Origin of the sequence: Serratia sp. CY74737 (assembly GCF_052166775.1) — a bacterium.
Classification (GTDB): domain Bacteria; phylum Pseudomonadota; class Gammaproteobacteria; order Enterobacterales; family Enterobacteriaceae; genus Serratia; species Serratia ureilytica.
Genome location: NZ_JBJNOF010000002.1, coordinates 415,187 through 433,438 on the forward strand (window position 1 = coordinate 415,187; position 18,252 = coordinate 433,438).

Genomic DNA, 18,252 nt, shown 5'->3' on the forward strand with positions numbered 1-18,252 from the left:
GCCTACGTGAGAAATGAAGAAATGAACAATTGCCGCCGTATGTTGGCCGTTATCTGGGGGTGACAATGATAAAACTGGAAGTTTGTTGCTTTAGCGTCGACTGCGCGCTAACGGCCGAACGGGCGGGCGCCGATCGTATCGAGTTATGCGCCAGCCAGAGCGAGGGCGGATTGACGCCGAGTTATGGCACGCTGCGTTTGGCGCGGGAACGGGTTTCGATTCCGGTTCATCCGATCGTACGCCCTCGCGGTGGCGATTTCTGTTATGGCGCGGTGGATTTCGAGGTGATCAAGCAGGATATCCGCCAGATCCGCGAGTTGGGATTCCCCGGCGTGGTCGTCGGCATGCTGGACGAAGAAGGGCATATCGATCTGCCGCGGATGCGCGAGGTAATGACGTTGTGCGAGGGGATGGCTGTCACGTTCCATCGCGCATTCGACATGTGTCAAAACCCGATGGTGGCGCTGGAGCAACTAACCGACCTGGGCGTGGCGCGCATTCTGACTTCCGGTCAACAGCAGAGCGCCGAACTGGGCCTGCCGCTGTTGCGTGATTTGCGTCAGGCCAGCCAGGGCCCGGTGATCATGGCGGGCGCCGGCGTGCGTCTGAGCAATTTGCACAAGTTTGTCGATATCGGCCTGCATGAATTGCACAGCTCTTCCGGCCATCTGGTGCCATCGACCATGCGTTATCGCAAGGCGGGGGTCACCATGTGTTCCGATAACGAGTTTGACGAATTTAGCCATTATTGCGTGGATGGCGAAATGGTGGAGGCGATGAAAAACGCGCTGGCCTTGGTTGACCCCTTGGCGCAAAGCGCATAAACACGCAGCTAACCGCGTTTGATAACCGGTTTCCGGGCCGTAAGACCCCTTTGCGTGTCGCTGAGCCTTCGGCGATCACGCAAGTACCAGGCCCCGGCGTTTTGCCGGGGCTTTTTTTATGCCTTGTTAAGACACCGCGCCCGTTCCTGCGCTGTTTATCGGTCGGTCAGGCGCCATCTCTTCTCTTGCGCTCTTCATGCCCTGCTGATAAGTTTGTGAGTTAAAATCCTTTAAATATCATAATATTAAATGATTTTTTGGTATGTATTGGCGTGGTGAATGATTTGCGCTCTGCCGCTCATTATCGCGTCTGCATTTTATACCTGTTCACCGCCGGTTTTTATGGCCGGAACATCACAGCACCAATGAGGAGAGCCGTCGGCGCAGCCACAGAGCACGTCGACGGCGGACTTTACAAGGAGATAACGATAATGACCCGAACGGCACACTGTTTGACCGCTGCGCTTTTGCTGACCTTGGCCCTGACCGGCTGCCAGACCACCAAACGGCCTGTTTCTACCTTAAGTAAGCCCCCCAGCGCAGAAGAAATTGCGGAGCAAGACAAACGGCAACGTGAGGCCGAACGCATGCAGCAGTGCCAGCGCGAGCTGGATGCCATGCGCGGCATGGATAACGAAAAATACCAAAAATTCAAACGCGAATTCGATGCTTTGATGGGCGGCGCCGCGCAGTATGCCGGGGTGCGTCAGCGGGTCAACACGGGGACGCAGGAAACCGTTGACGCCCTGTATCGTTATCGCACCAGCCGTCTGTGCGCAGACATCAGTTCTGCCATGATGACCGGTCTGGCTGAGCGTGGAGAGCGCACCCAATGACCCCGCGTGCGAGAAAGGCGTTACTGAGCCTGATGATACCGTTGGTGTTTGCGCCGGCGGTGGCCGCTGCGGATGGCGATGTGCCGGCGTTATTGCAGTTTGCCGAGCGCTACCAGCGGCAGGATGCACCGGCAGCGGAGGCTGATGCCGCCGTCACGCAACCCCAGGCCCCCCAGAAGTCGGCATCCCGCCGGGTTCAAACGCGTGAGGCGACGGCGCAGAAGCAGCAGCTGGCGCAGTGGCAAAAGGCGCTGCGCGAGAAAGATGCCCGACTGGAGCAACAGCAGGCTTCCATTCAATCTCTGCAGCAGGAGCTGACCGCGTTGCGCGTCGCGTCTTCCCTGGCGGCTGCCGATAAACCGGCTCCGGCGCCCGATCTGAGCGCGTTGAGCGACTTTGCCAGCGGCGTGCGGCAGGCGCTGAACCTGACGCCGCAGGAGCGTAAGGCTCAGGCGCAAATCGCCGAGGCGCAAGCGGCGTTAGCGCGGCAAAAGCAGCAAACCGAGGAGCGGGATCGACACATCGCCTTGCTGGAGCAACGGTTGGCGGCGTTGCCAAAACAGTCTGATAACGCGCAGCAACAGGTTTGGCAGGAGAAACTGGCGGCGGCGCAAGCTGCCAATGATAAAGCGCGCCAGCGTTATGAACAGGACCAAAAAGCGGCCGCCGCTGAACTGGAACAGCAGAAGGCCGAAGCCGCCAAAGCGCTCGGCGTACTGCAACAACAACTGACGCAGTTGCAAAAAGAGCAGGAGAGCCAACGCCAGCAGGGTGGGCAGCAAGAGAAAAACCTGAAGATGGCGCTCGAGCAGCAAAAGGCCGAGGCCGCCAAAACGACGGGGGAACTTCAGCAGCAGCTGGCAGCGCTGCAAAAAGAGCGTGATGACCAACGCCAGCAGGCCGAGCAGCAAGAGAAAAAACTGAAGATGGCGCTGGAGCAGCAAAAGGCCGAGGCCGCCAAAGCGACGGGCGAGCTTCAGCGGCAGTTGGCGCAGCTGCAGGAAAAAAACAAGACGCAAACCGAGCAGGCTAAGGCGCTGGAACAGCGTCTGGCGGCGCTGACGGCGGAAAGCGCGCAGGCTGCGCAGCAACGGGATAAAGCGGCGCAACAGGCGGATAAAACGGCGACGGAGCTGGCGGCCGCGCATCAGGCGCAGCAAGCCTTGCGTGAGGAACTGGACGGGCTGAGATCGCGGGCCAAATGGCTGCCGGATAGGCAAGCGCTGAAGAAAAAGCCGGAGCAACAGAGCTATGCCGCCGGTGTTGCTTTGGGGCGCGATATTCAAACGATGCTGGCGGAACGTAAAAATTGGGGTATCACGCCCGACAAAACCGTGCTGCTGGCAGGCGTGATCGATACCTTCAACGGCCATTACCAGTTGAGCGATGCGCAGTTGACCAGCGCACTGGCGGAGTCGGAAAAAGCGGTGAACGACGCCAGAAACCAGGCTGCGAAGATGCAGGCCAGCAAAGGTGAGGCGTTCGTCGCCGAGTTCCAAAAGAAGAAGGGCACGCAGAAGTCGCCTTCCGGTTTCTGGTATCGCATCGATTATGCGGGTGATGAGGCCATTACGGAAAACGCGCGGGTGGATATCGTGGTGAAAGAAAGTTTAACCGACGGTCGCGTGATTCAGGATATGGATCGCAGTGGGAAGGTGATGTCCCAGCCGCTCTCCGCCTATCCGCCGTTGTTCCGCGAGGCTATCGGCCATCTGAAAAATCACGGCTCGCTGACGATGGTGGTGCCGCCGGCGTTGGCGTACGGTGAAACTGGCTATGCGCCGCAGATCCCGCCAAACGCGACGATGGTTTATGAACTGCGGATTGTCGATGTCAGTAACGGGTGAAGGCGGGCCGGCGCAGGCCGGCCCGATTAGCGTGCGCTAGGGCTTTTTGGCGATCAGCACGGCGCGCAGCGGCGCCGGATAGCCTTCGACCGTTTTGCTGCGATCGTTCGGATCGAGGAATTCGGCCAACGATTCGCTGGTCATCCAGTCAGTGCGTCGCTGCTCTTCGAGGCTGGTGACGCACATATCGGCGATCTTCACGTCGACAAAGCCGCACTTCTCCAGCCAGCATTTCAGCGCTTCGGCGGAAGGGATGAAATACACGTTGCGCATCTGCGCATAACGATCGCCCGGCACCAGCACCTGGTGACGGTCGCCTTCCACCACCAGCGTTTCCAGCACCAGCTCACCTTCAGCCACCAGCTGATTCTTCAACTGATGGAGATGATCGAGCGGCGAGCGGCGATGATACAGCACCCCCATCGAGAACACGGTGTCGAACGCCGCCAGATCCGGCAACTGCTCGATGCCGAGCGGCAGCAGATGGGCGCGCTGATCGCCGCCCAACAGTTTGCGCACGGCTTCAAACTGGCACAGGAACAGCTGCATCGGATCGATACCCACGGCGAAGTGTGCGCCGGCGCCAATCATGCGCCACAGGTGATAGCCGCTGCCACAGCCGACGTCGAGAATGGTGCGGCCGGCCAGCGGAGAAATGTGCGGCAGTACGCGATCCCATTTCCAGTCGGAATGCCATTCGGTATCGATATCGATGCCATACAGCGAGAAGGGCCCTTTGCGCCACGGCATCAGGGTGCGCAGCATTTTCTCGATGCCTTCAAGCTGGCCCGGCGACAGCCCCGGCTCCATCTCGGCGCGCACGCCGTGCAGCAGATCGAGACGGGTGGGTGTCAGCGTCGGCAAATGCTCTACCGAGTTGAACCACTGCTTGAATTTGCCGTGCAGCGATTCGCGCTGCCAGGCGCTCAGCTGAGCGGGCAGCGTATCCAGCCAGTGGCTGAGGGGGCTCTTGGCAATGCGCTGATAGAAGTCACCAAACTCGATCATTGCGCATCCCCCGCTTTCAGAGCGATCAATGAACCGAAGTTGAAGCACTGGAACCACACTTCGGCATGCTTGAATCCGGCCTGTTGCAGACGCGCCTTGTGCGCTTCCACCGAGTCGGTCAGCATCACGTTTTCCAGCATGCTGCGTTTTTGGCTGATCTCCAGCTCGCTGTACCCGTTGGCGCGCTTGAAATCGTGGTGCATGTTGAACAGCAGCTCGCCGACTTCGGCGTCTTCAAAGCTGAACTTTTCCGACAGCACCAGTGCGCCGCCCGGGCGCAGGCCACGATAAATTTTTTCCAGCAGGCGCAGGCGATCGGCAGGTTCGAGGAACTGCAGCGTAAAGTTCAGCACCACCATCGAGGCGTCTTCGATGTCGATGTCGCGAATATCGGCTTCGATGACGTCGACCGGCGTGTCGGCGCGGAAGGCGTCGATATGGCGGCGGCAACGTTCCACCATCGCCGGCGAATTGTCGACGGCGACGATAGTGCAGCCGGGCACCCTGATATTCCGCCGCATCGACAGCGTCGCCGCGCCCAGCGAGCAGCCCAGGTCATACACCCGGCTGTCGGGTTGCACAAAACGTTCGGCCAGCATGCCGATCATCGAGATGATGTTGGAATAGCCGGGAACGGAGCGTTGGATCATGTCGGGAAACACTTCGGCGACGCGTTCGTCGAAGGTCCAGTCGCCCAGTTTGGCGATGGGGGCGGAGAAAAGAGTATCGCGGTTTGGCATAGCGGCAAATCAGTTCAGAATTCGAAGCTGCGTAGTCTAACAGAAAAGCGTAAAAAAGCGGAGCGGAAGCAGGCGGCGCGGCCGCCTGATGATAAAACGGGATCAATGCAGGCTGAAAATCAGATCCCAGGGCAGATAGAAGATATTTGCCAGAACCATCAACAACAAAGAGATGTAGGTCGCGGCCATGCCCGAACGACGCCAGCGAACCTCGCGGTTGCGCAAACCGTAGTAATGCACCAGTCGCCCGGCCATCAGCATCAGGCCGCAAAGGTGGATCATCCAGATTTCCGCGCCGTTCATTTCCATAATCACCAGCAATACAGCAGCGATAGGAATGTATTCAACGGCGTTGCCATGCACGCGGATGGCGGTCTGCAATTCGTAAAAACCGCCGTCGCCGTAGGCTACGCGGTACTGCATCCTTAATCTGACAACGTCATAAGAGAGTTTGATCAACAACAATGCGCCGAGCACCACATAAAGCGCGCTTACCATTTTTAACTCCGTTCCCTAACCAAAACTGGCAGCCAGCATCATAGCCGTCATTGTATTCACTGTCGCGGGGAAATATTTGATGTTATTGGTCAGATTAATAGGTCAAAACAGTGCATCTTGCTCTGGCCAGTCCGGCGGCGCAGGCAAATCGGGGATCGCCCGGCGCAGCTGCTGCCAAATTTTTTGTGCTTGCTGGGGCGAATCGCCGTTGTCCGGCGTATGAATAAACAGATACGGTTGATGCTGTTGCTGCCACAGCGGCAGTTTTTGCTGCCAGGCTTCGAACCAGCGCAGGTTGTCGGCCAATTGGTCGCCGCCGATAAAGCGCACCAGCGGTTGGTCGGCGGTGACTAACGCGTGCACCGGCAGCTTCGGTTTTTTCTGCTGGGCATCGCGCACGGCGGCGGTATTAGGGGCGGCGTGATGCACCGGGCGGCTGTCGAGGATCACCCGATTGATGCCGCGCTGATGCAGCCCCTGATTCAACGCGCGCTCTTCCTCGCCTTTGGCGAAAAATGCCAGATGACGCACTTCGACGCCGTAAGTGAACTCCTGCGGCAGGCTTTCGAAGAACTGCCACATGCGCGGCAGCTCATCGGGGCCGAAGGCGGCGGGCAACTGCAGCCACAATTGCCCGATGCGTTGATGCACCGGGCTCAGGCAGTGGTAAAACGCCTGCAGCTCGGCGGCGCAGTTGCGCAGGGCGGCCTTATGGCTGATGTCCGACGGGAATTTGAAGCAAAAGCGAAAATCGTCGCCGGTCATGTCGCGCCAGCGCTGCACGATTTCCAGCTTCGGCAGCGCATAGAAGGTGGTGTTGCCCTCCACGCAGTTGAAGTAGCGGCTGTAATCCGCCAAGTCGTGCAGCCCGATACGGTTCCAGGCTGCATGTTGCCACTGTGGCAGTCCGATGTAGATCACGGCTCGTCTTCCTTTACTTGTGCTTGGCTTATCAGGCTACAACTTAACGTTACCTGTCGAGCGCGGCAAGAATTTCGCCGGTGTCGCGCACCCGCGCCAAACGCGGGAAGATGTGTTCGAACGCGAAACGGTGCATTTCCGCGTTCTGCGCGCTGCAGATGTCTTCGGCGATCACCAGCTCATAGCCGTGTTCCCAGGCGGCGCGGGCGGTGGATTCCACGCCGATATTGGTGGATATGCCGCCCAAGACTACGGATTTGATGCCGCGACGGCGCAGCTGCAAGTCCAGATCGGTGCCGTAGAAGGCGCCCCATTGGCGCTTGGTGATCAGAATATCGCTGTCGCAGACCGCCAGCGGCGTGGGGAACTCCCACCAGGTGGCCGGCAAACCGCCGGCGGGCGCGGGAGCCGGTTTATCCACCGGTTGTTTCAGCGCCTCGGCGAAGGAGTCTGACCAACCGACGCGCACCAACAGCACCGGCGCGCCCAGCATGCGAAAACGCGCGGCCAGCAGGGCGGCGTTCGCCACCACCTGGTCGGCGCCGTGCGGGCCGCCGGCGTAGGGCAGAATGCCGTTTTGCAAATCGATCAGCACCAGAGCGGTGGTTTGGGCGTCAAGTTTCAGCATGGATTTCATCTCGTTGCGAAGTGGATAAAAACTGTTCGGCGCGTCGGACGAGCTGCGTTCGGCGCAAAACCGGGGGAGAATCAGGCTACGTGAAAAAACTGTCGCAGGTTAATGGGAAATTTGTTAACCGATGTGTTGATTCGAACAAAAACGCGCCATTTAGTGCAGTAACAATGCTGTGTTCGCACTTATCGGGCGGATGAATTTCCTTTATAATGACTCCCTTTTTTCAACACTCTTTAATCCAACAACCTATGCCGATTTATGAATATGCATGTGGTGCTTGCAACCATCGGTTAGAGAAATTGCAAAAATTTTCCGATGCGCCGCTGGCAGACTGCCCGGCGTGTGGGCAGCCCGCGTTGACCAAGTTGATTTCATCTTCCGGTTTCCAGCTTAAGGGCACCGGCTGGTATGCGACGGATTTTAAACCGGGTAACAAGTAGAATTTATCAGATAACAGCCGCGCGACAGGGGCGCAGTAGCCCGGCGCGGCATCGGCTGTGTAAAAGGATAGCGTATGCGTACTGAATATTGCGGGCAGTTGAATCTGTCCCACGTGGGCCAGGAAGTCACTCTGTGTGGTTGGGTCAATCGTCGTCGCGATCTCGGCGGCCTGATCTTTATTGATATGCGCGACCGCGAAGGCATCGTGCAGGTGTTCTTCGATCCGGACGAGAAAGTGGCGTTCGACAAGGCCTACGACCTGCGCAATGAGTTCTGCATCCAGATCGTCGGCACCGTGCGTGCGCGTCCGGACAGCCAGATCAATAAAGATATGGCCACCGGCGAAGTGGAAGTGTTTGCCCACGCGCTGGAGATCATCAACCGCTCCGAGCCGCTGCCGCTGGACTCCAACCAGGTCAACAGCGAAGAAGCGCGCCTGAAATACCGCTACCTGGATCTGCGCCGCCCGGAAATGGCCGAGCGTCTGAAGACCCGCGCCAAAATCACCAGCTTCGTGCGCCGCTTCATGGACAGCCACGGCTTCCTTGACATCGAAACGCCGATGCTGACCAAAGCGACGCCGGAAGGCGCCCGCGATTACCTGGTGCCGAGCCGTGTGCACAAGGGCAAATTCTACGCGCTGCCGCAGTCTCCGCAGCTGTTTAAACAGCTGCTGATGATGTCCGGCTTCGATCGTTACTACCAGATCGTCAAATGCTTCCGTGACGAAGACCTGCGTGCGGACCGTCAGCCTGAATTTACCCAGATCGACGTCGAAACTTCCTTCATGACCGCCGACCAGGTGCGTGAAGTGATGGAGAAACTGGCGCGTGAACTGTGGTTGGACGTGAAGGGCGTGGATCTGGGCGATTTCCCGGTCATGACCTTCGCCGAAGCGATGCGTCGCTTTGGTTCCGATAAGCCGGACCTGCGTAACCCGCTGGAGCTGGTGGACGTGGCCGACCTGGTCAAGGACGTCGAGTTTAAAGTGTTCTCCGGCCCGGCCAACGACGCCAAAGGCCGCGTGGCGGCGATCCGCGTACCGGGCGGCGCACAGCTGACCCGCAAGCAGATCGATGAGTACGGCGCTTTCGTCAACATCTACGGCGCGAAAGGCCTGGCCTGGCTGAAGGTCAACGACCGCGCCGCCGGCATGGAAGGCGTGCAGAGCCCGATCGCCAAATTCCTCAGCGCGGAAGTGCTGGAAGCTGTCCTGGCGCGTACCGACGCGCAGACCGGTGACATCCTGTTCTTCGGCGCAGACAGCTTCAAGATTGTCACCGATGCGATGGGCGCGCTGCGCCTGAAGCTGGGGCGCGATCTGGGGCTGACCCAACTCGACAGCTGGGCGCCGCTGTGGGTGGTCGACTTCCCGATGTTCGAAGAAGACGAAGAGGGCGGCCTGGCGGCGATGCACCACCCGTTCACCTCGCCGCGCGACATGAGCCCGGAAGAGCTGGCCGCAGCGCCGGTCAACGCTATCGCCAACGCTTATGACATGGTCATCAACGGTTACGAAGTGGGCGGCGGTTCGGTGCGTATTCACCGCAGCGAAATGCAGCAGACGGTATTCAGCATTCTGGGCATCGACGAACACGAACAGCGCGAGAAGTTCGGCTTCCTGCTGGACGCGCTGAAGTACGGCACGCCGCCGCACGCCGGCCTGGCCTTCGGCCTGGACCGTCTGGTGATGCTGCTGACCGGCACCGACAATATCCGCGACGTGATCGCCTTCCCGAAAACCACCGCGGCGGCCTGTCTGATGACCGACGCCCCGAGCTTCGCCAACCCGGCGTCGCTGCAGGAGCTGGCGATCAGCGTGGTAAAGAAAGCCGGTGCGGAACAAGAGAGCGAGTGATGAGTTATAAGCGCCCTGAATCTATCCTGGTAGTGATTTACGCGAAATCCAGTGGTCGGGTGCTGATGTTACAGCGGCGCGACGATACCGAGTTCTGGCAGTCGGTCACCGGCAGTCTGGAGCAGGATGAGTCGCCGCCGCATGCCGCGCGGCGTGAAGTCATGGAAGAAGTGGGCATCGATATCGAAGCAGAGCACCTGCCGTTGTTCGATTGCCAACGCTGCGTGGAGTTTGAACTCTTTGTCCATTTGCGACATCGCTATGCGCCGGGAACCACGCGCAATAAAGAGCACTGGTTCTGTCTGGCGTTGCCTGAGGAGCGCGATCCGGTGATTACCGAGCATCACGCTTACCAATGGCTTGAGGCGGCCGAGGCCGTGAAGTTGACCAAGTCGTGGAGCAATCAGCAGGCGATTGAAGAGTTCGTGATCAATTCAGTCCAGTAGTTTTTTTCGGAGATTTTTTATGGCAGGTCATAGTAAGTGGGCCAACACAAAGCACCGTAAAGCGGCGCAGGACGCCAAGCGCGGTAAAATTTTCACCAAGATTATTCGTGAGCTGGTCACTGCCGCGAAGCTGGGCGGCGGCGATCCGGATTCCAACCCGCGTCTGCGCGCGGCGATGGACAAGGCGCTGTCGAACAACATGACGCGCGACACCATGAACCGGGCGATCGCGCGTGGCGTGGGCGGCGATGATGATACCAACATGGAAACCATCATCTACGAAGGCTACGGCCCTGGCGGCACCGCCGTCATGATCGAATGCCTGAGTGACAACCGTAACCGCACCGTGGCGGAAGTGCGTCACGCCTTCACCAAATGCGGCGGCAACCTGGGTACCGACGGTTCCGTTGCCTACCTGTTCACCAAGAAGGGCGTAATCACTTACGCACCGGGCCTGGATGAAGACAGCGTGATGGAAGCGGCGCTGGAAGCCGGTGCGGAAGACATCGTGACCTATGACGATGGCGCCATCGACGTGTTCACCGCCTGGGAAAGCCTGGGCGCGGTGAAAGACGCGCTGACCGCGGCGGGCTTCGAAGCCGAAGCGGCGGAAGTGTCGATGATCCCATCGACCAAGGCCGACATGGACGCGGAAACGGCGCCTAAGCTGCTGCGCCTGATCGATATGCTGGAAGACTGCGACGACGTGCAGGAAGTTTACCATAACGGTGAGATCTCCGACGAAGTGGCGGCGACGCTGTAATCCGGTAAAACGGGCGCCGCCATCAGGCGGCGCCGTGCATGCAAGGTGGATGTAGATATGGCGATCATACTCGGTATCGATCCCGGCTCACGCGTCACCGGCTATGGCCTTATCCGCCAGCAGGGGCGCCAGTTGAGCTATATCGCCAGCGGCTGCATCCGCACGGTGGTGGACGACATGCCGACGCGGCTGAAGCTGATTTACGCCGGCGTCAGCGAGATCATCACCCAGTTTCAGCCAGACTTCTTCGCCATCGAACAGGTGTTTATGGCCAAGAACCCGGATTCGGCGCTCAAGCTCGGCCAGGCGCGCGGCGTCGCGATCGTCGCGGCGGTGAATCAGAATCTGGAAGTGTTCGAGTATGCGGCGCGGCAGGTCAAACAAACCGTGGTCGGCACCGGCGCAGCCGAAAAGGCGCAGGTGCAGCACATGGTGCGCTCGCTGCTCAAACTCTCGGCCAACCCGCAGGCGGACGCCGCCGACGCCCTGGCCATCGCCATCACCCACTGCCACCTCAGCCAGAACGTGCTGCGGATGAGCGAAGGGCGGCTTAACCTGGCGCGCGGGCGTTTGCGCTGACGCGAAGCGATGATTGCTCAGGCTGGATATTCATCCAGCCTTTTTTATGTTATAAGCTTTACCAGCAACGGCATGGCAGGGCGCCATGCCCGGTCATTCTGCAGGAGGGTAAATGATAGGTCGTCTCAGAGGAAATATTCTGGAAAAGCAGCCGCCGCTGGTGTTATTGGAGGCGAACGGCGTGGGCTATGAAGTGCACATGCCGATGACCTGCTTTTACGAGCTGCCGGAACTGGGGCAAGAGGCCATCGTGTTTACCCACTTCGTGGTGCGCGAAGACGCGCAGCTGCTGTATGGTTTCAACGATAAGCAAGAGCGCGCGCTGTTCCGCGAGCTGATCAAGGTCAACGGCGTCGGGCCGAAACTGGCGCTCGCGATCCTGTCGGGCATGTCCGCGCAGCAGTTCGTCAGCGCGGTGGAGCGTGAAGAGATCACCGCGCTGGTCAAGCTGCCGGGCGTGGGCAAGAAAACCGCCGAACGCCTGGTGGTAGAGATGAAAGACCGCTTCAAAGGGCTCAACGGCGATCTGTTCAACAGCAGCGAGATCAGCTTGCCGTCCGCCGCTGAGAAAGCGCCTGAGGCGGATGCGGAGGCCGAAGCGGTCTCGGCATTGGTGGCGCTGGGCTATAAGCCGCAGGAAGCCAGCCGCATGGTCAGCAAAATTGCCAAACCGGGTGCCGACTGCGAGACCCTGATCCGCGACGCGTTGCGCGCTGCTTTGTAAGGCCGCTAAGAGGTAGATAATGATTGAAGCCGATCGCCTGATCTCCGCCGAACCGCTCAACGAGGAAGAAGTCCTCGATCGCGCCATTCGTCCCAAGCTGTTGACCGAATATGTTGGCCAGCCGCACGTGCGCGAGCAGATGGAGATTTTCATCCAGGCGGCCAAGCAGCGCGGCGACGCGCTCGACCACCTGCTGATCTTCGGTCCGCCGGGGCTGGGGAAAACCACCCTGGCCAACATCGTGGCCAACGAAATGGGCGTGAATTTGCGTACCACCTCCGGCCCGGTGCTGGAGAAGGCGGGCGATCTGGCGGCGATGCTGACCAACCTTGAACCGCATGACGTGTTGTTCATCGATGAGATTCACCGTCTGTCACCGGTGGTGGAAGAGGTGCTGTATCCGGCGATGGAAGACTATCAGCTGGATATCATGATCGGCGAAGGGCCGGCGGCGCGCTCGATTAAGCTCGATCTGCCGCCGTTTACCTTGGTGGGTGCAACCACCCGCGCCGGTTCGCTGACCTCACCGCTGCGCGATCGCTTCGGCATTGTCCAGCGGCTGGAGTTTTATCAGGTGGCCGATCTGCAGCACATCGTCTCACGCAGCGCCGGCTGCCTGGGGCTGGAGCTGTCCGACGAGGGCGCCCATGAGGTAGCCCGCCGCGCGCGCGGCACGCCGCGTATCGCCAACCGTCTGTTGCGCCGGGTGCGCGACTTCGCCGAAGTGCGCGCCAACGGCGTGATCAGCGGCGCGGTGGCGGCGCAGGCGCTCGATATGCTTAACGTCGATGCCGAAGGCTTCGACTATATGGATCGCAAACTGCTGTTGGCGATTATCGACAAGTTTACCGGTGGCCCGGTCGGGTTGGATAACCTGGCGGCGGCGATCGGCGAGGAGCGTGAGACCATCGAAGACGTGATCGAACCGTTCCTGATCCAGCAGGGCTTTATCCAGCGCACGCCGCGCGGCCGTCTGGCGACGCAGCACGCCTACCGGCATTTCGGCCTCGAACGCGAAGCGTAAGTTTTTAATCCGCCAATAAGAAAGGGCCGCAGATGCGGCCCTTGTCATATCCCGGTTTTAATCAAGCCTGCTGTTTTTTAAACAGGCTCAGCGTGAACAGCACGGCGGCGCAGAGCACCACCGAAGGGCCGGCAGGCGTATCGTAAAACGCCGAGAAGGTCAGGCCACCGGTAACCGCCACCATCCCGAGCAGCACCGCGATGCCCGCCATCTGCTCCGGCGTGCGCGCGAAGCGGCGAGCGGTGGCCGCCGGGATGATCAGCAGCGAGGTGATGATCAGCGCGCCGACGAATTTCATCGCCAGACCGATGGTCAAGGCGGTGACCAGCATCAGCACGGTGCGTGCCCGCGCCAGATTGACGCCGTCGACGTGCGCCAGCTCAGGGCTGATGGTCATCGACAGCAGATCGCGCCACTGCCACCACAGCACCAACAGCACCACGGCGACGCCGCCGGCGATCATCACGATGTCGCTCAGCGTGACCGACAGCAGATCGCCGAACAGATAGGCCATCAGATCGACCCGCACGTTAGACATCAACGCCACCACCACCAGCCCCAGCGACAGCGCGCTGTGGGCCAGAATGCCGAGCAGCGTATCCACCGAGAGCTGCGGGCGGCGCTCCAGCCACACCAGGGCCAGGGCCAGCAGCAGCGTAATGGCGATCACCGCATAGAAAGGATTGATGTCCAGCAGCAGACCGAAGGCGACGCCGAGCAGCGAGGCGTGCGCCAGGGTATCGCCGAAGTAGGACATCCGGCGCCAGACCACAAAGGAGCCCAGCGGCCCGGCGGCGCCGGCCAACAACACCCCGGCCAGCCAGCCGGGAAGTAACAATTCGATCATGCTTCGCGGCTCCCGGTTTTCTTCAAGACAATTCTTCCCTGCAGGTCATGACGGTGGTTGTGATGGTGGCGATACACCGCCAGCTGCTCTGCGCCGCGGTTGCCGAACATGGCGATGAATTCGGGATGCATCGAGACCACCTCCGGCGCGCCGGAGCAGCAGATGTGCTGATTGAGGCACAACACCTCGTCGGTTTTCGCCATCACCAGATGCAGATCGTGCGAGACCATCAGCACGGCGCACCCCAGCTCCTTGCGCAGTTGATCGATCAGATCGTACAGCGCCAGTTGGCCATTGACGTCCACCCCTTGCGTGGGTTCGTCCAGCACCAGCAGCTGCGGTTTATTCAGCAGCGCTCGCGCCAGCAGCACGCGCTGGTTTTCGCCGCCGGAGAGCTTTTGCATGGGCTGGTCGAGCAGGTGGGCGGCGTGCACGCGTTTGAGCGCCGGCAGAATGTCGGCTTTCTTTACGCCCGGCTTCAGGCGCATAAAGCGGCTGACGGTCAATGGCAGGGTAGCGTCGAGGTGCAGCTTTTGCGGCACGTAGCCGATGCGCAGATCGGGCTCACGCTCCAGCGTGCCGGCGGTGGGTTTTACCAATCCCAGCACTACGCGCACCAGCGTGGATTTACCCGCGCCGTTCGGGCCCAGCAGGGTGAGAATACGGCCGGGCTGCAGGCTGAGGGAAATATTCGACAGCACCTTGCGGCTGCCGAAGGCGACGGAGATATTTTTTAGCGTTATCAGTGTAGACATCTCGAGATTACAGGTTGCAGAACGAAGCGAATGTTATAATATCACGCCTTGTTGATGAAAACGATGGGATTACTGATGATGGCACAGAAAAATAAATGGCTGCAGCGCACGCTGCTGGCCAGCGCACTCGTGATGGCCGGCCCGCTGAGCAGCGCTTCCGCGGCGGTGGTGACGACGATTCGTCCGCTGGGCTTTATCGCTTCGGCTATCGCCGACGGCGTGACGCCGACCGAGGTGCTGCTGCCGGATGGCGCTTCGCCGCACGACTTCGCGCTGCGGCCTTCCGATATTCAGCGTTTGCGTTCTGCCGACCTGGTGCTGTGGGTCGGACCGGACATGGAAGCGTTCCTGACCAAGGCACTGGTGCCTATCTCGGCAACCCGCAAGCTCGCCATCAGCGAACTGCCCGCGGTGAAGCCGCTGCTGATGAAAGGCGAAGATGACGACGATCATGATCATGCAGGCGAGGCGCATAACCATGCTGATGACGATCATGGGCATCATCACGGCGAGTACAATATGCACGTTTGGCTGTCGCCGGAGGTGGCAAAAGTGACCGCGATCGCGATTCACGACAGATTGTTGGAACTTATGCCGCAAAATAAGGACAAATTAGACGCAAACCTGCGCCAGTTCGAGAATCTGCTGACGCAAACTGACAAAAATGTTGGTAACATGCTTACGCCTGTGCAAGGTAAGGGTTATTTTGTTTTTCATGATGCTTACGGCTACTTTGAGAAACACTACGGTTTGAGTCCGCTGGGCCATTTTACCGTCAATCCCGAAATTCAGCCTGGAGCACAGCGCCTACACCAAATTCGAACACAGTTGGTTGAGCAGAAAGCGGTATGCGTTTTTGCTGAGCCACAATTCAGGCCGGCCGTAATCAATGCCGTCGCCAAGGGTACCACTGTGCGTTCCGGAACGCTGGACCCGCTGGGCATCGGCATCGCGCTGGGGAAGGACAGCTACGGGAAATTCCTGACACAGCTGTCAAGCCAGTACGTGAGCTGCCTGAAGTAAGCTTATGAGGATAATATCGAGTGCAGCAGATAGTCCGAACTATCGCTCTGGCGTATAACAACCTGCCACGGCCCCACCGCGTCATGCTGGGGTCGCTGACAGTCGTCACATTGGCCGTCGCTGTTTGGCGGCCTTTTGTTTACCACCCAGAACACAATCCCATCGCCAAGAGCGTCGAGTTAGAATCCAGCCAGTTGCGGTCATTGCTCCCCGAAGCCAGTGAACCGATAGATGCCGACCAACCCACCCCCGATGACGAAATCCCGCAGGATGAACTGGACCAGAAGGATGCCGGCGATGATGGCGTGCATGAATATGTGGTTTCCACCGGCGATACCCTCGGCAGCATTCTGACGCAGTACGGCATCGATATGTCGGATGTCACGCTGCTGGCTTCGCAAAACCGCGATCTGCGCAACCTGAAGATCGGCCAACAGCTGTCGTGGACCGTGAACGAAGCGGGCGATCTACAGCAGTTGACCTGGGAAGTTTCTCGTCGCGAAACCCGCACCTATGATCGCGTTGGCAACAGCTTCAAAGAGTCGAAAGAGGCGCAGCAGGGCGAATGGCGCAACAACGTGATCAGCGGCCGCGTTAACGGCAGCTTCGTCAGCAGCGCCGGCGACGCCGGGTTGAGCCGTAACGAAATCAATGCGGTGATCAAGGCGCTGCAATGGCAGCTCGATTTCCGCAAACTGCGCAAGGGCGACCAGTTCTCCGTGCTGATGTCGCGCGAACATTTCGACGGCAAGAAATCGCAAAGCCAACTGTTGGGCGTGCGTCTGCGCACGGGCGGCAAAGATTACTATGCGATCCGCGCCGAGGACGGCAAGTTCTACGATCGTCAGGGCTCTGGCCTGGCGCGCGGCTTCATGCGTTTCCCAACCATGAAACAGTTCCGCATCTCCTCCAACTTCAACCCGCGCCGGGTGAACCCGGTGACCGGCCGCGTGGCGCCGCACAAAGGCGTCGATTTTGCCATGCCGGTCGGCACGCCGGTGCTGGCGGTCGGCGACGGCGAGGTGGTGATCGCCAAGCGCAGCGGCGCAGCGGGCAACTATGTGGCGATCCGCCACGGCCGCCAATACACCACGCGCTACATGCACCTGAAAAAGCTGCTGGTGAAACCGGGCCAGAAGGTGAAGCGTGGCGATCGCATAGCGCTCTCCGGCAACACCGGCCGTTCCACCGGGCCGCACCTGCACTTTGAACTGTGGACCGGTCAACAGGCGGTGAACCCGCTGACGGCCAAGCTGCCGCGTTCCGAAGGCCTGAGCGGCAAAGACCGCAGCGATTATCTGGCGCAGGTGAAGGAAGTGGTTCCTCAGCTGCAACTGGATTAACGTCCCCCTTATTCCGGCGCTCCGGCGCCGTTAATTTCATCGGCCTGATTGCGGGCCGATGCTGTTTTATCTGGGCGGTTCGCGGTTGTTAATTGCAAAATTGGTGATGGCAATTATGATTAGCCGAATTGCTAAGCGAAGAGCATGTGCATGCAAAACGAGAAGAAATCGAACGTAGAGTTCATCCCGCAGTTTCAAAAAGCCTTTTTATACCCGCGCTACTGGGGCGTGTGGCTGGGAACCGGCCTGATGGCCGGCGTTTCTCTGGTGCCTGCGCGCCTGCGCGATCCGGTGCTGGGGGCGATCGGCACACTGGCCGGCAAGCTGGCGAAAGGGGCGCGTCGTCGTGCCCGCATCAACCTGCTGTATTGCTTGCCGGAACTGCCGGAAAGCGAGCGTGAGCACATTATCGACCAGATGTTCGCCTGTGCGCCGCAGTCGATGGTGCTGATGGCGGAACTGGCCTGCACCAAACCGGAAAAAGTGCTCAAGCGCGTGCGTTGGCACGGTGAAGAGGTGTTGGACAAGATCCGTGCGGAAGGGCGCAACGTGATTTTCCTGGTGCCACATGGCTGGGCGGTGGATGTGCCGGCGATGTTGATGGCCGCGCGCGGTCAACCGATGGCAGCGATGTTCCACAATCAGCGCAATCAGCTGATCGACTACCTGTGGAATGCCGTGCGTCGTAAATTCGGCGGCCGCATGCACGCGCGCAATGACGGCATCAAACCGTTTATCAGTTCGGTTCGCCAGGGATATTGGGGTTACTATCTGCCCGATCAGGATCACGGCGCTGAGCACAGTGAGTTTGTCGACTTCTTCGCCACCTATAAGGCGACGTTGCCGGCGGTCGGGCGGTTGATGAAAGTGTGTCGTGCGGCGATCGTGCCGTTGTTCCCGGTGTACGACGGCAAAACCAGCATGCTGGATATTTATATTCGCGAGCCGATGGACGATCTGGCCGAAGCGGACGATCCGCGCATTGCCCGCCGCATGAACGAAGAGGTGGAGAATCTGGTGGGCCCGAACCCTGAGCAGTACACCTGGATCCTCAAACTGTTGAAGACGCGCAAGGAAGGGGAGATTGAACCCTACTCGCGCGACGATCTGTATCGTTAATCCTATCTACCGCTAACGCCGG

General features: G+C 59.6%; 20 protein-coding genes. 13 read left to right on the plus strand and 7 right to left on the minus strand.

Translation table 11 applies throughout. The annotated features are described in order from the left end of the window. Window positions 1–65: 65 nt before the first annotated feature. The 3 genes from cutC (at window position 66) to ACJ8PE_RS03975 (ending at window position 3,507) form a co-directional block, all read left to right on the plus strand. A complete protein-coding gene (cutC, locus tag ACJ8PE_RS03965; protein WP_033643362.1) occupies window positions 66–824 on the plus strand; it encodes a copper homeostasis protein CutC in 759 nt (252 codons plus the stop codon). A gap of 431 nt (window positions 825–1,255) precedes the next feature. Further along, window positions 1,256–1,660, plus strand: coding sequence for a hypothetical protein (locus ACJ8PE_RS03970; protein WP_033643360.1), 405 nt, complete (start codon window positions 1,256–1,258; stop codon window positions 1,658–1,660). Next, entirely contained in the window at window positions 1,657–3,507 is a 1,851-nt protein-coding gene (locus tag ACJ8PE_RS03975; RefSeq protein WP_197793528.1) for an FKBP-type peptidyl-prolyl cis-trans isomerase N-terminal domain-containing protein, read from the plus strand. The genes ACJ8PE_RS03970 and ACJ8PE_RS03975 overlap by 4 nt, the downstream gene beginning before the upstream one ends. A 36-nt stretch (window positions 3,508–3,543) precedes the next feature. On the opposite strand, the gene cmoB is transcribed toward ACJ8PE_RS03975, so the two are convergent. From cmoB to ACJ8PE_RS04000, 5 genes are all read right to left on the minus strand, one after another. Further along, window positions 3,544–4,515: a tRNA 5-methoxyuridine(34)/uridine 5-oxyacetic acid(34) synthase CmoB gene (cmoB, locus tag ACJ8PE_RS03980; protein WP_108680912.1), complete on the minus strand. Its 972-nt coding sequence runs from the start codon at window positions 4,513–4,515 to the stop codon at window positions 3,544–3,546. Next, window positions 4,512–5,255: a carboxy-S-adenosyl-L-methionine synthase CmoA gene (cmoA, locus tag ACJ8PE_RS03985; RefSeq protein WP_197759750.1), complete on the minus strand. Its 744-nt coding sequence runs from the start codon at window positions 5,253–5,255 to the stop codon at window positions 4,512–4,514. Before cmoA ends, cmoB begins: the two co-directional genes overlap by 4 nt. Window positions 5,256–5,357: 102 nt before the next feature. Then, window positions 5,358–5,753, minus strand: a complete 396-nt coding sequence (locus ACJ8PE_RS03990) for an MAPEG family protein (RefSeq protein WP_004932387.1) — start codon at window positions 5,751–5,753, stop codon at window positions 5,358–5,360. A gap of 102 nt (window positions 5,754–5,855) precedes the next feature. Continuing rightward, window positions 5,856–6,671, minus strand: coding sequence for a DUF72 domain-containing protein (locus ACJ8PE_RS03995; protein WP_197793549.1), 816 nt, complete (start codon window positions 6,669–6,671; stop codon window positions 5,856–5,858). A 52-nt stretch (window positions 6,672–6,723) separates the two neighbouring features. Beyond that, window positions 6,724–7,302: a hydrolase gene (locus tag ACJ8PE_RS04000; protein ID WP_404768856.1), complete on the minus strand. Its 579-nt coding sequence runs from the start codon at window positions 7,300–7,302 to the stop codon at window positions 6,724–6,726. A gap of 254 nt (window positions 7,303–7,556) precedes the next feature. Here ACJ8PE_RS04000 and ACJ8PE_RS04005 point away from each other — a divergent pair, with 254 nt between their 5' ends. From ACJ8PE_RS04005 to ruvB, 7 genes are all read left to right on the plus strand, one after another. Next, window positions 7,557–7,748: an FmdB family zinc ribbon protein gene (locus ACJ8PE_RS04005; protein ID WP_033632845.1), complete on the plus strand. Its 192-nt coding sequence runs from the start codon at window positions 7,557–7,559 to the stop codon at window positions 7,746–7,748. 74 nt (window positions 7,749–7,822) lie between these two features. Then, window positions 7,823–9,607: an aspartate--tRNA ligase gene (aspS, locus tag ACJ8PE_RS04010; RefSeq protein ID WP_033643354.1), complete on the plus strand. Its 1,785-nt coding sequence runs from the start codon at window positions 7,823–7,825 to the stop codon at window positions 9,605–9,607. Continuing rightward, the gene (nudB, locus tag ACJ8PE_RS04015) at window positions 9,607–10,053 is read left to right on the plus strand and encodes a dihydroneopterin triphosphate diphosphatase (RefSeq protein WP_004932373.1); all 447 of its coding nucleotides are present in this window, start codon (window positions 9,607–9,609) and stop codon (window positions 10,051–10,053) included. The genes aspS and nudB overlap by 1 nt, the downstream gene beginning before the upstream one ends. Before the next feature lie 19 nt (window positions 10,054–10,072). Then, window positions 10,073–10,816, plus strand: a complete 744-nt coding sequence (locus ACJ8PE_RS04020) for a YebC/PmpR family DNA-binding transcriptional regulator (protein ID WP_004932370.1) — start codon at window positions 10,073–10,075, stop codon at window positions 10,814–10,816. Between the two features lie 57 nt (window positions 10,817–10,873). Continuing rightward, the gene (gene ruvC / locus ACJ8PE_RS04025; RefSeq protein WP_004932367.1) at window positions 10,874–11,395 is read left to right on the plus strand and encodes a crossover junction endodeoxyribonuclease RuvC; all 522 of its coding nucleotides are present in this window, start codon (window positions 10,874–10,876) and stop codon (window positions 11,393–11,395) included. A gap of 112 nt (window positions 11,396–11,507) precedes the next feature. Continuing rightward, on the plus strand, window positions 11,508–12,119 hold the full coding sequence (gene ruvA / locus ACJ8PE_RS04030; RefSeq protein ID WP_033643353.1) for a Holliday junction branch migration protein RuvA: 612 nt from the start codon (window positions 11,508–11,510) through the stop codon (window positions 12,117–12,119). Window positions 12,120–12,138: 19 nt separating this feature from the next. Next, complete coding sequence (gene ruvB / locus ACJ8PE_RS04035; protein WP_033643352.1) at window positions 12,139–13,143, plus strand: Holliday junction branch migration DNA helicase RuvB; 1,005 nt, start codon at window positions 12,139–12,141, stop codon at window positions 13,141–13,143. Window positions 13,144–13,204: 61 nt separating this feature from the next. On the opposite strand, the gene znuB is transcribed toward ruvB, so the two are convergent. Both znuB and znuC read right to left on the minus strand, forming a co-directional pair. Then, window positions 13,205–13,990: a zinc ABC transporter permease subunit ZnuB gene (znuB, locus tag ACJ8PE_RS04040; protein ID WP_033643351.1), complete on the minus strand. Its 786-nt coding sequence runs from the start codon at window positions 13,988–13,990 to the stop codon at window positions 13,205–13,207. Next, window positions 13,987–14,745, minus strand: coding sequence for a zinc ABC transporter ATP-binding protein ZnuC (znuC, locus tag ACJ8PE_RS04045; RefSeq protein WP_004932357.1), 759 nt, complete (start codon window positions 14,743–14,745; stop codon window positions 13,987–13,989). Before znuC ends, znuB begins: the two co-directional genes overlap by 4 nt. A 78-nt stretch (window positions 14,746–14,823) precedes the next feature. Between znuC and znuA the strand changes: the two genes are divergently transcribed. From znuA to lpxM, 3 genes are all read left to right on the plus strand, one after another. After that, on the plus strand, window positions 14,824–15,768 hold the full coding sequence (gene znuA / locus ACJ8PE_RS04050) for a zinc ABC transporter substrate-binding protein ZnuA (protein ID WP_033644289.1): 945 nt from the start codon (window positions 14,824–14,826) through the stop codon (window positions 15,766–15,768). Between the two features lie 20 nt (window positions 15,769–15,788). Further along, a complete protein-coding gene (mepM, locus tag ACJ8PE_RS04055; protein ID WP_033643350.1) occupies window positions 15,789–17,111 on the plus strand; it encodes a murein DD-endopeptidase MepM in 1,323 nt (440 codons plus the stop codon). A 150-nt stretch (window positions 17,112–17,261) separates the two neighbouring features. Further along, window positions 17,262–18,230 carry a lauroyl-Kdo(2)-lipid IV(A) myristoyltransferase gene (gene lpxM / locus ACJ8PE_RS04060; protein ID WP_042785718.1) on the plus strand — a complete coding sequence of 323 codons (969 nt, stop codon included), beginning with the start codon at window positions 17,262–17,264 and terminating at the stop codon, window positions 18,228–18,230. Window positions 18,231–18,252 lie beyond the last annotated feature (22 nt).